13 protein-coding genes are annotated in these 12,371 nt (G+C 58.8%); 9 read left to right on the top strand and 4 right to left on the bottom strand.

Translation table 11 applies throughout. The features are described from left to right. Positions 1 to 2 precede the first annotated feature (2 nt). From ACM6I0_RS21425 to ACM6I0_RS21390, 8 genes are all read left to right on the top strand, one after another. Positions 3 to 707: a murein L,D-transpeptidase catalytic domain family protein gene (locus ACM6I0_RS21425; protein WP_414923189.1), complete on the top strand. Its 705-nt coding sequence runs from the start codon at positions 3 to 5 to the stop codon at positions 705 to 707. Between the two features lie 107 nt (positions 708 to 814). Continuing rightward, positions 815 to 2,530, top strand: coding sequence for a copper resistance system multicopper oxidase (locus tag ACM6I0_RS21420; protein ID WP_414923188.1), 1,716 nt, complete (start codon positions 815 to 817; stop codon positions 2,528 to 2,530). A gap of 10 nt (positions 2,531 to 2,540) precedes the next feature. Beyond that, complete coding sequence (locus ACM6I0_RS21415) at positions 2,541 to 3,428, top strand: copper resistance protein B (RefSeq protein ID WP_414923187.1); 888 nt, start codon at positions 2,541 to 2,543, stop codon at positions 3,426 to 3,428. Between the two features lie 54 nt (positions 3,429 to 3,482). After that, positions 3,483 to 3,854 (top strand): copper homeostasis periplasmic binding protein CopC, encoded by a 372-nt coding sequence (copC, locus tag ACM6I0_RS21410; protein ID WP_414923186.1) that lies wholly within the window; start codon positions 3,483 to 3,485, stop codon positions 3,852 to 3,854. A gap of 3 nt (positions 3,855 to 3,857) precedes the next feature. Then, positions 3,858 to 4,787 carry a copper homeostasis membrane protein CopD gene (gene copD, locus ACM6I0_RS21405; protein ID WP_414923185.1) on the top strand — a complete coding sequence of 310 codons (930 nt, stop codon included), beginning with the start codon at positions 3,858 to 3,860 and terminating at the stop codon, positions 4,785 to 4,787. 98 nt (positions 4,788 to 4,885) lie between these two features. Continuing rightward, positions 4,886 to 5,701 (top strand): alpha/beta fold hydrolase, encoded by an 816-nt coding sequence (locus ACM6I0_RS21400; RefSeq protein WP_414923184.1) that lies wholly within the window; start codon positions 4,886 to 4,888, stop codon positions 5,699 to 5,701. Continuing rightward, a complete protein-coding gene (locus ACM6I0_RS21395; protein WP_414923183.1) occupies positions 5,691 to 6,872 on the top strand; it encodes an ATP-binding protein in 1,182 nt (393 codons plus the stop codon). The genes ACM6I0_RS21400 and ACM6I0_RS21395 overlap by 11 nt, the downstream gene beginning before the upstream one ends. Before the next feature lie 48 nt (positions 6,873 to 6,920). After that, positions 6,921 to 7,706: a transporter substrate-binding domain-containing protein gene (locus ACM6I0_RS21390; RefSeq protein ID WP_414923182.1), complete on the top strand. Its 786-nt coding sequence runs from the start codon at positions 6,921 to 6,923 to the stop codon at positions 7,704 to 7,706. Positions 7,707 to 7,815: 109 nt separating this feature from the next. Here the strand turns inward: ACM6I0_RS21390 and ACM6I0_RS21385 are convergent, their stop codons facing one another. The 3 genes from ACM6I0_RS21385 to ACM6I0_RS21375 all read right to left on the bottom strand — a co-directional run bounded on the left by ACM6I0_RS21385 (position 7,816) and on the right by ACM6I0_RS21375 (position 10,469). Continuing rightward, on the bottom strand, positions 7,816 to 8,016 hold the full coding sequence (locus ACM6I0_RS21385; RefSeq protein WP_285435688.1) for a hypothetical protein: 201 nt from the start codon (positions 8,014 to 8,016) through the stop codon (positions 7,816 to 7,818). A 129-nt stretch (positions 8,017 to 8,145) separates the two neighbouring features. Beyond that, positions 8,146 to 9,336, bottom strand: coding sequence for an MFS transporter (locus tag ACM6I0_RS21380; RefSeq protein WP_414923181.1), 1,191 nt, complete (start codon positions 9,334 to 9,336; stop codon positions 8,146 to 8,148). A 104-nt stretch (positions 9,337 to 9,440) separates the two neighbouring features. Continuing rightward, entirely contained in the window at positions 9,441 to 10,469 is a 1,029-nt protein-coding gene (locus ACM6I0_RS21375; protein WP_414923180.1) for an alpha/beta hydrolase, read from the bottom strand. Positions 10,470 to 10,661: 192 nt separating this feature from the next. On the opposite strand from ACM6I0_RS21375, the gene ACM6I0_RS21370 reads away from it, so the two are divergent. Further along, on the top strand, positions 10,662 to 11,582 hold the full coding sequence (locus ACM6I0_RS21370; RefSeq protein ID WP_414923179.1) for a LysR family transcriptional regulator: 921 nt from the start codon (positions 10,662 to 10,664) through the stop codon (positions 11,580 to 11,582). Between the two features lie 37 nt (positions 11,583 to 11,619). Here ACM6I0_RS21370 and ACM6I0_RS21365 read toward each other — a convergent pair whose 3' ends face one another. Then, positions 11,620 to 12,363 (bottom strand): SDR family NAD(P)-dependent oxidoreductase, encoded by a 744-nt coding sequence (locus ACM6I0_RS21365; RefSeq protein ID WP_285435694.1) that lies wholly within the window; start codon positions 12,361 to 12,363, stop codon positions 11,620 to 11,622. Positions 12,364 to 12,371: the final 8 nt, after the last annotated feature.

Here is a 12,371-nt window from a genome sequence, read left to right as displayed (position 1 = left end):
ATATGGCGCCACTAAGTTTTGGCTATCTACTTGCGGGCCTGCTATTGACTGCAATGTCCGTACCGTCAGCCTACGCCGATTCGCTCTCGGCCGCCCTCATCAAAGCGGCGCCGAACGCTAACGCCAACGTCATCAACCTCGCCGTCCGCGCTTCACAATGCAGCATCGCTCAAGGCGCTGCCCCTGTGCAAAGACTGGCGATCATCGATTACTCGCTGCCTTCGACCGAACAACGCCTGTGGGTGTTCGATTTAAAGAAGCGCAAGTTACTGTTTCATGAACTGGTCGCCCATGGACGCAACAGCGGCGAAAACATGGCCGTCAACTTCTCCAATCAAAACGAGAGTTTTGCCACCAGTCTCGGCTTGTATCGTACGCAACAGAGCTATGTCGGACAGAACGGCTACTCGTTGCGCATGGAAGGCCTGGAACCCGGTTTCAACGACAACGCGCTTGACCGCGCAATCGTCATTCATGGCGCACCTTACGTCAGTCCGGTACTTGCCCGCATCAACGGGCGGATCGGCAGGAGCCTCGGCTGCCCCGCGGTCCGACCGGCGGTAGCTCGTCGGCTGATCGATTCGATGAAAGATGGGCAGCTTCTGTTTTCCTATTATCCGGATCAGCGCTGGCTGAAGTCCTCTTCGTACATCAATTGTGGCAGCGGCACGATGGCATCAGCCGGCAAAAACACTGTACGCAAGTAAACCCGGCGTGAACCTGTCAAAACTGTAATCCCCGCCTCAGACTTCTGAAAGGCAGCGCTCGTTAGCCTCTCCGTCAACTTCCCACGTTGACGGACCGGGTAAACGGCATGCACTCCAGCACCACAAGACGCACTTTCGTTAAAGGCCTGGCCGCGAGCGGATTGCTCGCGGGCCTAGGTTTATGGCGCACGCCTGTCTGGGCGGTCACCAGCCCCGGCGAACCTCAAGTGCTGGCGGGCACCGAGTTCGATCTGTCGATCGGCGAAACTGCGGTCAACATTACCGGCAATCCACGCACCGCCATGACCATCAACGGCGGCCTTCCAGGTCCTCTGCTGCGCTGGCGTGAAGGCGACACCGTCACATTGCGCGTGAAAAACGCACTCAAAGTCGACACCTCCATTCACTGGCACGGCATCCTGCTGCCGGCCAACATGGACGGCGTGCCTGGCCTGAGCTTTCACGGAATCGAGCCGGGCGGCGTGTACGTCTACCAATTCAAGATCAGGCAGAACGGCACTTATTGGTATCACAGCCATTCGGGCTTTCAGGAACAGTCCGGCGTTTATGGCCCGCTGGTCATCGATGCCAAGGAACCAGAGCCGTTCCAGTACGACCGCGATTACGTAGTGATGCTGACCGACTGGACCGACGAAGACGCCGTCGGCCTGATGAAGACCCTGAAAAAGCAGTCCGATTACTACAACGAGCACAAGCGCACCGTGGGCGACTTCATCCACGACGTCAGCGAGAAAGGTTGGGGGTCCACGGTCGCCGACCGAACGATGTGGGCCGAGATGAAAATGAACCCCACCGACCTGGCAGACGTCAGCGGCGCAACTTACACCTACTTGATGAACGGTCAGGCGCCGGCCATGAACTGGACGGGGGTATTCCGGCCCGGCGAGAAACTGCGCCTGCGGTTTATCAACGGCTCCGCCATGACCTACTTCGACGTGCGCATTCCCGGCCTGAAAATGACCGTGGTTGCAGCGGATGGCTTGCACGTCAAACCGGTGAGCGTCGATGAATTTCGCATCGCGGTGGCCGAGACGTTTGATGTGATCGTCGAGCCGACCGAAGCGGCTTACACACTCTTCGCGCAATCAATGGATCGCAGCGGTTATGCACGAGGCACGCTGGCGGTTAAAGACGGTACGAGCGCGCCGATTCCGGCACTGGACCCTCGACCGCTGGTGACCATGGAGGACATGGGCATGGGCGGCATGGACATGGCCGGCATGGACCACGCCAGCATGGGCGATATGGCGGGCATGGACCACAGCGCCATGGCCGGCATGCAGTCTCACCCGGACACCGAAAAAGACAACCCGCTGGTGGACATGCAAGCCATGAGCCCCACGCCAAAGCTCGACGACCCTGGCCTGGGCCTGCGCAACAATGGCCGCCGCGTCCTGACCTATTCAGACCTGCGCAGCACCTTCGAAGATCCGGATGGCCGCGAGCCCGGTCGCACAATCGAACTGCACCTCACCGGCCACATGGAGAAGTTCGCCTGGTCATTCAACGGCGTGAAGTTCTCCGACGCCGAGCCGCTGCGCCTCAAGTACGGCGAGCGGGTGCGGGTGGTGCTGGTCAACGACACGATGATGACTCACCCCATCCACCTGCACGGCATGTGGAGCGACCTCGAAGATGAGAATGGCCGGTTCATGGTGCGCAAACACACCATCGACATGCCGCCGGGCACCCGACGTAGCTACCGGGTCACCGCCGATGCGCTTGGCCGCTGGGCCTACCACTGCCACCTCCTGTACCACATGGAAATGGGCATGTTCCGTGAAGTTCGCGTGGAAGAATGAGGTGGATACCATGACCAGACTGACGCTGATTTTTTGCGCACTCGCGACCGCGAGCCTGACGCTCTCGCCGGCGATGGCCGCCACCGATGACATGCAGGGCATGGACCATAGCCAGATGAGCGGCATGGACGACAGCCAGCTGCAAAGCATGGACGACGGTCAAATGCAGCCCGCCGCGCCGACTGAAAGTCGCACGCCGATACCGGTATTGACCGAGGCCGACCGCGCCGCCGTATTCACCAGCCCGGCCGGCCACGGCGTGCATGACACCGCCCTCAACTATTACTTCCTCGCCGACAAACTCGAATGGCAGGACGCGGACAACGGCAGTGCCCTGGCCTGGGATTTCTCTGGCTGGGTCGGCGGCGACATTGATCGGCTATGGCTGCGCTCCGAAGGCGAACGCCTCAACGGCAAGACCGAAGACGCCGAAATACAAGCCCTTTGGGGTCATGCGATTTCCCCGTGGTGGGACGTGGTGAGTGGCGTGCGCCAGGACTTCAAACCCGGTGCCCCGCAAACCTGGGCCGCCCTCGGCTTGCAAGGCATGGCGCTCTACAACTTTGAGACCGAAGCCACGGCGTTCATCGGCGAAGGTGGCCAAACCGCCATACGACTGGAAGGCGACTACGACATCCTGCTCACCAACCGGCTGATTCTGCAGCCGACAGCCGAGCTGAACGTCTATGGCCAAAACGACCCGCAACGGGGTATCGGTTCCGGGCTATCCAGCACCGAAGCCGGCCTGCGGCTGCGCTATGAAATCCGCCGGGAGTTCGCGCCCTATCTCGGCGTGACCTGGAATCGCACCTACGGCAAAACCGCCGACTACGCCAACGCCGACGGTGAGGATCGCAGCGAAGCGCGCCTGGTCCTCGGCGTTCGGCTGTGGTTTTAAACGCATTAATCCAACTCCAAAAACACAACCGCTCCGAGCGGTAAGAGGCCTTGCATGCGCATGATCAAAACCACCGTTGTTACCCTTGGGTTGCTGATGAGCGCACTCGCTCAAGCGCACCCCAAGCTGCTCTCCTCCAACCCGGCCGAAGCGGCAGAAGGTGCAGCGCCGAGCGCCATCGAACTGCACTTCTCCGAAAACCTGGTGACTCAATTCTCCGGGGCAAAACTGGTCATGACTGAAATGCCCGGCATGGCGCATTCCCCGATGCCGATGAAGGCCAAGGTCTCGGGCGGCAGCGACCCGAAAACCATGGTCATCACCCCGCTCGCGCCACTGCCTGCCGGGAGCTACAAAGTCGACTGGCGCGCGGTCTCTTCAGACACTCATCCGATCACCGGCAACGTCACGTTCAAAGTGAAGTGATCGATGAACGAAGCGCTCGGGATTGCACTGCGGTTTGGGCTGTATGTGGATTTGATGCTGTTGTTCGGGTTGGCGCTGTTTGCGCTGTACAGCCTTGAAGGTCAGGAGCGGCGGTCGGGGACCGTGTTGCCGTTGCGCTCGATGTTGGCGGGCACGGCAGCGTTGGGCGCCCTGCTGTCGGTCGCCAGCCTGGTGGTGATGGCGAGCGCCATGAGCGGTGAATCGGACATTGCCGAGCTGCGTCCGCACATCGAGATGATGATTGTGGAAACGGACGTCGGATTCGCCTGGATCGTGCGTCTGGTTGCCTTGGTCGTGGTCGGCCTTGCGATGCTGTTCCACCCTCGTGCGCCAGGTGTCAGCGTGCTGGTTGCGTCGATGGCAGGCGCGATCGCCCTCGCCTCGCTGGCCTGGAGCGGTCATGGGGCGATGGATGAAGGTGACCGCCGTGTCTGGCATTTCACGATCGATATTCTGCACTTGCTGGCGGCAGGCGTGTGGCTGGGGGCTTTGGTGGCGTTTGCGTTGATGGCGAAAATCAATGCCCTGCAAAGCGAAGCACGCATTCGGTTACTGGCTCGAACGGTAACAAGATTTGAAACGGTCGGTGCATGGGTTGTGCTCTTCCTCACGGTAACAGGCGTCGTGAACTACCTGTTCATTGTGGGGCCGACGCTCGATGAGGTGTTTCTGAGCACTTACGGGGTGTTGCTGTTCATTAAAGTCGCCCTGTTCGCCGGGATGCTGGTGCTCGCCGCGTTGAACCGCTTCCACCTTGGGCCGCTTTTGCAGCAGTCGTTGCGGGACGGGCAGTACCGGGTGGCGGCGAATGCATTACGGCGCAGCGTGATCGTGGAACTGGCGGCGGCGGTGTTGATTGTAGGGTTGGTCGCCTGGTTGGGGACGTTGAGCCCGGAAAGGGTCGACCCGTAGGGGCGCCTCTTTCCAAGGCAATGCGTGACCTGATGCCTACGACTATCTAAACTCCCCCGGTGGCCAACAATACTTTTGGCCCGACCAGGGAAATTCACATGGACCTTCAACATCGCAACAACGTACGCGTGATGGGCGACGGTCCGGCGACGCTGGTCTTCTCCCATGGCTTTGGCTGCGATCAAACCATGTGGCGCTACCTCGTCGATCATTTCACGGGGCGTTGCAAAGTCGTGTTGTTTGACCTGGTCGGCGCGGGGCAGTCGGACCTCGGTGCTTACGACAAAGAAAAATACAATTCACTGGCCGGGTATGCCGAGGACTTGGGCGAACTCATCGATGAGTTCGCCACCGGCCCGGTGATTCTGGTGGGGCATTCCGTCAGCGCCATGATCGGCGCCCTGGTGGATCGTCAGCGCCCCGGCGCTATCGCCGCCCACGTCATGATTGGTCCTTCGCCTTGCTATATAGATGTCGACGACTACGTGGGCGGGTTCAAGCTCGAAGACATCCATTCACTGCTCGACACCCTCGACAGCAACTACCTCGGCTGGTCCAGCACGATGGCTCCGGTGATCATGGGCGCACCCGGGCAGCCGGCGCTGGGCGAAGAACTCACCAACAGTTTTTGCCGCACGGAACCCGAGATCGCCAAGCAATTTGCGCGCGTCACGTTCATGTCCGACAACCGTAAAGACATCGCGGGCCTGACCACGCCAACCCTGATCCTGCAATCCACCGACGACCTCATCGCCCCCTTTGCCGTTGGCGAATACCTGCATGGCGTACTTCCCAACAGCACTCTTTGCCTGGTCGCCAACGTCGGCCATTGCCCCCACATGAGCGCACCCTGCGCCTGTTCCGAGGCCATGGACAGCTTCCTGTCGCCGTGGATCAGCCCGCATGTCGACTGACGAACCGCCACTGCCCGACCCGCAGACGCTGTTCGAATATGCGCCCTGCGGCCTGGTGGTGACAAAAGAGGACGGCACGATCCTGCGTGCCAACCAAACCTTCAGCCACTGGATCGGCTTCGATTCCCAAGCGTTGGTTGGCCGGCGCTTTCAGGACCTGCTGACCATGGGCGGGCGCATTTTCCATCAGACGCACTGGGCGCCCCTGATGCAGATGCAAGGCTCCGTGGCCGAGGTCAAACTCGATCTGGTTCACCACGACAAACACACGGTCACCATGTTGCTCAACGGGGTGAGGCGCGAGCACGCCAACGGCGCGTTTAATGAACTGGCGCTGTTCGGCACCATTGACCGCGACAAGTACGAACGTGAACTGCTCAACGCCCGCAAACTCGCGGAAGGCCTGTTGTCCGAGAAGATGGCGGCCGATGCCGCCCTGCTCGACGCGCAGACCCTGCTGAACCGGTCCTACGAAAAGGCCAAGCGGCGCGCCTCGTTCGCCGAACAAATGGTCGCCATCGTCAGCCACGACCTGAAAAACCCGCTGACCGCCATCAAAATGGCCTCGGACATCCTCGCTCAAGGCGAGCGCACTGCCAGGGAAACCAAACTGCTCGGCCACATCAGCCAATCGGCAGAGCGCGCGCAGCGCATGATCGCCGACCTCCTGGACTTCGCACAGGCGCGAGTCGGGCGTGGAATCGGGGTTTCTCCGACTTCGCAGGACTTGCACACGCTCGTCAGACAGAGCGTTGATGAGCTGCGCGTGACGTTTCCCGAGGCGGCGTTGCTGCACCAGTCCATTGGCTCCGGCAACGCAAACCTGGATGCCGATCGGGTGCAGCAGATCATTGGCAATCTGGTTGCCAACAGCGTGGCCTACGGCGATTTGGCGCAGCCGATTACCATTACCTCGCGACTGGAAGAGAATCAGGCCGTGGTGTCGGTGCAAAACCACGGGTCGGTCATTCCAGCGTCGTTGATTGCAGTTCTGTTTGAACCGATGACTCGCGGCACAGACACCGACAGTGATGTGCGCAGTGTCGGGCTCGGGTTGTTTATCGTCCGGGAAATCGCCATGGCGCATGGCGGTGATGTTTCGGTGAGTTCGACCCCGGAGGATGGGACCGTATTTAGTGTGTATTTTCCGTCAGGCGCCGTAGCGCCGTAAGCGCCAAGCCGAGAATTTGATCAAATCCATCACGGAAGCCGGATAACAATGAAAACCATAAAAAGCACACTCATCATCGGCGGCCTGCTCGCGCTATCGCTTGCTGCTCAGGCGGAGCCAACGCATCTGGACAGCGTCATCCAGCAAGGCCAACTGCGGGTTTGCACCACGGGCGACTACAAACCCTATACCTACAAAGCCGAAGACGGCGAATATTCGGGAATCGACATCGCCATGGCCCACACGCTGGCCGACAGCCTTGGCGTCAAGGTCGAGTGGGTGCAGACCACCTGGAAAACCTTGATGCCTGACATGCTGGCGGGCAAGTGCGACATCGGTGTCGGCGGCATCTCGGTCACGTTGGAGCGTCAGAAAAAAGCCTTCTTCAGCACCACGCTGGACGTCGACGGCAAAATCCCGCTGGTGCGTTGCGAAGATCAGGCGTTGTACCAGACGGTCGAGCAAATCAACCAACCAGCGGTTCGCCTGGTTGAACCGGCCGGCGGCACCAACGAAGCGTTTGTTCACGCCTTTCTTCCCAAGGCGCAGTTGAGCCTTCACGACAACGTGACAATCTTCCAGGAGCTGCTGGACAAGAAGGCTGACGTGATGATTACCGATGCGTCGGAAGCGCTCTACCAGCAAAAACTAAAACCCGGTTTGTGCGCGGTGAACCCGAGCCAATTCATGCAGTACGGCGAGAAAGCCTACTTGCTACCCCGAGATGACATTACCTGGAAGTTGTACGTCGATCAGTGGCTGCACCTGGCCAAGGTCACTGGCAACTACCAGAAAGTTCTCGGTCAATGGATAGCAACGCCCGCCTCGAAATAGCCGCAACACGCACGATCCCCGCAGCCTGCGTCCGGCTGCGCGGTGGTCGACGGGGCGTCAGGCATTGACGTGAGCCGGCACAGGTTTCCCCCCGCCGTCGCGTCACACCTCAGTCATCGTGCAACAAACCCGAACTGTACTCACTGAAACTGTTGCCGATCGCACTTCCGCCGAACTTCAACTGGTTGGCACCATGGCCGTCGAAAGATTGGCAACCTTGTGAAAAACACGTGCTGGTACTCACGCCCGAGCAAGCGCTCAACAGCAATGCACCGGCGATCATCACGACTTTGACGAGGTTCGGGATCATTTTTCAGTTTCCTGTGGGTTCGACGCGTGGCCATACGAATGTGCGCCCTTCATCCTAGGCCGCAAATACGTCAGACATAATGAAATCTGACGGGTCGACAGGATCTGTTCAGCTACTGCGGTATTGTCATCACAATGAGGGCAAATCCGATCGCGAGACAAACAGCGCGAGCACTGCAGCCAGTAAAAGAAAAACTCCACTTGCGATAAACGTTGCCTGGTAGCCAACGCCGTCATAGAGCAACCCGCCCACGGTCGCACCGAGTGTGATCGCCAGCTGAATCACCGCCACCATCAGACCACCTCCGGTTTCGGCATCGTCTGGAAGTGTGCGCGATAACCATGTGAACCAACCGACAGGTGCGCACGTAGCGATCAGGCCCCACACGCCCAGCAGAACGGCTGTCGCCCACATTGAGCTGCCAAATACGAGCAGAGCCGCCGCAATCCCCGACATCAACAACGGGATGATCATCAGCACTCGATGAAGACCTCTGTGCAACACCGGGCCGATCACCATAATACCCACCAATCCGGCCATTCCTATGATCAACAACAGCAGGGAGAGTCCAGACACATCAACGCGGGTCACCAACTCCAGAAACGGACGCAGATAGGTGAACAACGCGAATTGCCCCATAAACAAAAATGCCACGGCTGCCATGCCCAGCGAGACTTTCGCGTTGGCTAATAGCCGAAACACATCCGTTACAGAGCCAGTCTCATTTTGGCCAGGCATTTTCGGCAACGTGAGTGCTTGCCAAAAGAGCGCCAACGCGGCGAGCGGAACCACGCAGAAAAATGCACCTCGCCAGCCGATCAGCCCACCCATGTAACTGCCAATGGGAGCTGCGACTGCAGTGGCGAGTGCCGTGCCGCCCTGGATCAAAGCGATTGCCTTGGGCACGAAATGCTCAGGTGCAATTCGCATCATGACGGCAGTCGACATCGACCAACTGCCACCAATAGCGATTCCCAAAATGGCGCGGCCCACCATCAGTGTCGAGTAGTTCGGGGCAAAGGCGACGAGCGTGCCCGAGGCAATCATCAAGCCGGTCAGGAAAAGCAAAACGGGCCTTCGGTCGAGTCGACGGATGACCGAAGAAATGAAGAGACTGGTGACGACCGCGAAGAGGCCTGAAATGGAAATCGCTTGTCCGGCCTGCCCCTCGGTCAGCGCGAGATCCGACGCAATCGGCGTGAGCAAGCTCACCGGCAGAAACTCCGAAGTCACCAGGGCAAAGGCGCACAGTGACATCGCGAGGACAGCTCCCCATACCTGTCGATTCGCGGCCTGGATAGGAAAGGTGGTGCTGCTCATCTGATGTTCTCCAACACGAAAAGCTCCAACGCCAGCAACGTGCGCGTGGCGTCGGAATCGTTTTTTGGGCACGTAGAGTGATGAAAGATCCGCGGCTCAGCGCGTCACTTAAGATGGGTTTGGAAGTACGAAGTCAGCTTGGCAAACGGAATAAGATCGACTCGGTCATAGAGGTCCACGTGGCCCGCACCTGGAATGATGACAAGCTCTTTGGGTTGTCCGGCCAGTCGATAGGCCTCTTCACTGAACTCTCGCGAGTGAGCATTTTCACCGGCAATGAACAGCATCGGGCGCGGCGAGATCGTCTCGATATCGTTGAACGGATAGAAGTTCATGAACTTGGCGTTGCTGGTGAGCGTCGGGTGAGTGGTCAGCAACGGTGACTGACCTTTGGGCGTGAACTCTCCGCGTGGTGTGCGGTAGAAATCGTAGAACTCGCGCTCGATGGGATTGGATGTGTCTGTCAGTTCATGGACGCTTCCGCTGGTGTACTGGGTTTCGCCACCGGTGAACTCAACGTATCGCTGCTCGGCAGCGGCGGCGATAGCTTGCTTCCTTTGCTCGACAGTGACGGAGTGCTTCAAGCCGTTTCGGTTGGCTGCGCCCATGTCATACATGCTGACCGTGGCAATGGCCTTCATCCGAGGGTCGATCTTGGCCGCGCTAATGACGAAGCTGCCGCTACCACAAATGCCCAGGACGCCTATCCGGTTCCGATCAACAAATGCTTGGGTGCCCAGGTAATCCACAGCGGCACTGAAGTCTTCGGCATAGATTTCTGGTGAAACCGCGTTGCGCGGTTGACCCTCACTTTCACCCCAGAACGACAGATCGATCGCAAGTGTCACGAAGCCCTGCTCCGCCAGTTTCTGGGCATACAGGTTCGAACTCTGCTCTTTGACCGCCCCCATGGGATGGCCCACGATGATTGCCGCGCTTTTGCTACCGGGCTTCAGATCTTTAGGGACAAACAGATTGCCCACCGTGCTCATCCGGTACTGATTTTTGAAGGTCACCTTTTGCATCGTGACCTTCTCGCTTTTGTAAAAATTATCGGCTCCGTTGGACATGTCTGCTCCCAGTGCGGAGAGCGACGCCATCAGAAGGCCGAGCAACAAAACCAGTTTTCTCATGAGGTGCTCCCATCAGTGAATAGGTGCTGACCGACCTGCTTTCCAGGGTCCGAATCAGCGAGTGGTATGAGCAATACCTACGACGACAGGTGCGGCTTGCCCTATTCTCTGGGAATACGTCATGCTTGATAATCTAATGAAAGCTTGTTGAAGTTATAAGTACAGCTAATCAATCTGGATAGGCGGGCTTCGATGTCACGGCATAACCTGAACGACCTTCTGGCCTTTGTGACGGTCGCCCGAGAAGGCAGCTTTACCCGAGCGGCCGCCCACCTGGGTGTCACACAGTCCGCCCTGAGCCAGACCATTTCCGGACTTGAAAAACGGCTGAAAATTCGTCTGCTTACGCGCACCACTCGCAGCGTTTCGCCGACCAGCGCCGGCGAACGCCTGATGCAAGCTATCGGTCATCGTTTCGACGAAATCGAGTCAGAGCTGGATGCTTTGACTGAGCTTCGCGACAAGCCTGCAGGTACGGTGCGCATCACCTGCGGTGATTTTGTCCTGAAGACCATCCTCCTTCCGCGACTCACTCCACTGCTCCTGGAATACCCTGACATCAAGGTTGAGTTCGATATCAACTATGGCTTCCGGGACATCGTCGCTGACCGCTTCGATGCGGGCATCCGATTTGGTGACACCGTCGATAAAGATATGATCGCCGCTCCCATCGGACCTCAGGTCCGGATGGCTGCCGTGGCATCGCCTGCGTATTTCGCACTCAATGGCGTGCCCAGGAAACCGCAGGATCTGGTGAATCACCACTGCATCGACATACGCTTTCCAACCCTTGGCGGAGTCGACGCCTGGGAATTCGAAAAGCGTGGTCGAAAGATCAACGTGCGTGTCACGGGCCAGGTCATTGTGAACACCAGCGCACATGTCCCGGCGGCGGCAATCAGCGGCTTGGGTATCGCCTATTTGCCGGAAGAGGAATTTGCACCGCATATCGAGGATGGCCGTCTGGTACGCGTCCTGGAAGACTGGTGCCCTTTGTTCTCGGGTTATCACCTGTACTACCCAAGCCGTCGCTTGCCAACACCCGCCTTTTCGCTGGTGCTGAACGCTCTACGCAGTGAGTCTTTGGAAGACATGCCAAGGCATGTCTCCTGATTTCAGTTGAGTCGACGTTGGGTGCCTGGAGCGATAGTTAACGGGCGCTGTCGATGATTTGGCCGCCGTCAGGCGTGAGGCTGTATCCGGTCAGGAACTGCCCATCCTTGCTGGCGAGGAACAGCACCACCGGCGCAATATCGTCTTCCGGTGATCCATAACGACCAAGGACGTTAGTGGGCGCAGGCACATCGACCGCTGTCCCCCAAGTATCAGCGACCGGCATGACATTGTTGACCGTGATCTTGTCAGCGCCCCACTCCCTGGCAGCCGAGCGAGTCAAGGCCCGTACCGCCTCCTTGGCCATGTTGTAAGGCGCGTAGCCCTGCATGCCGATAACACCGGCCAGGGAAGCGAAGTTGATCACCCTGCCCGCTCCGCTAGCTTTGAGATGGGGATAGCACGCCTGCATCGTTCGCAGATAAGCGATCGGGCCCATTTCAAAATTACGCTGCAACTGCTCGGCAGACAGCTCGAGCACCGATGAAAAAACCACCGAGGGATCGAACGCATTGTTTACCAGAATGTCGATCCGTCCATAAGCATCCATCACCTTGTCGACAGCGGCGTTAATCTGATCCGGATCAGCGATATCGCAAACGATTCCGAGCGCGACGCCGCCTGCGGACTGAATATCAGCAACGACCTGATCGACATTTTCAGCCGTACGCGAAACGACCACGACTTTCGCGCCCTGCACCGCGAAAAGCTTGGCCGTGGCTCGGCCGATACCACGACCGGCGCCGGTAACAATGGCAACTTTTCCACTGAGTCGAGTCATAGCATTCC

The organism is Pseudomonas sp. IT-P294, from assembly GCF_949767865.1.
Lineage (GTDB): Bacteria > Pseudomonadota > Gammaproteobacteria > Pseudomonadales > Pseudomonadaceae > Aquipseudomonas.
Note: the sequence above shows the minus strand (reverse complement) of the source record. Positions and strands in the feature narration are given on the sequence as shown.

Coding starts and splice junctions, on each gene's coding strand:
- copC (WP_414923186.1), top strand. CDS start 3,483: ATGCGCATGATCAAAACCACCGTTGTTACCCTTGGGTTGCTGATGAGC.
- ACM6I0_RS21400 (WP_414923184.1), top strand. CDS start 4,886: ATGGACCTTCAACATCGCAACAACGTACGCGTGATGGGCGACGGTCCG.
- ACM6I0_RS21420 (WP_414923188.1), top strand. CDS start 815: ATGCACTCCAGCACCACAAGACGCACTTTCGTTAAAGGCCTGGCCGCG.
- ACM6I0_RS21370 (WP_414923179.1), top strand. CDS start 10,662: ATGTCACGGCATAACCTGAACGACCTTCTGGCCTTTGTGACGGTCGCC.
- ACM6I0_RS21365 (WP_285435694.1), bottom strand. CDS start 12,363: ATGACTCGACTCAGTGGAAAAGTTGCCATTGTTACCGGCGCCGGTCGT.
- ACM6I0_RS21415 (WP_414923187.1), top strand. CDS start 2,541: ATGACCAGACTGACGCTGATTTTTTGCGCACTCGCGACCGCGAGCCTG.
- ACM6I0_RS21380 (WP_414923181.1), bottom strand. CDS start 9,336: ATGAGCAGCACCACCTTTCCTATCCAGGCCGCGAATCGACAGGTATGG.
- ACM6I0_RS21375 (WP_414923180.1), bottom strand. CDS start 10,469: ATGAGAAAACTGGTTTTGTTGCTCGGCCTTCTGATGGCGTCGCTCTCC.
- ACM6I0_RS21395 (WP_414923183.1), top strand. CDS start 5,691: ATGTCGACTGACGAACCGCCACTGCCCGACCCGCAGACGCTGTTCGAA.
- copD (WP_414923185.1), top strand. CDS start 3,858: ATGAACGAAGCGCTCGGGATTGCACTGCGGTTTGGGCTGTATGTGGAT.
- ACM6I0_RS21390 (WP_414923182.1), top strand. CDS start 6,921: ATGAAAACCATAAAAAGCACACTCATCATCGGCGGCCTGCTCGCGCTA.
- ACM6I0_RS21385 (WP_285435688.1), bottom strand. CDS start 8,016: ATGATCCCGAACCTCGTCAAAGTCGTGATGATCGCCGGTGCATTGCTG.
- ACM6I0_RS21425 (WP_414923189.1), top strand. CDS start 3: ATGGCGCCACTAAGTTTTGGCTATCTACTTGCGGGCCTGCTATTGACT.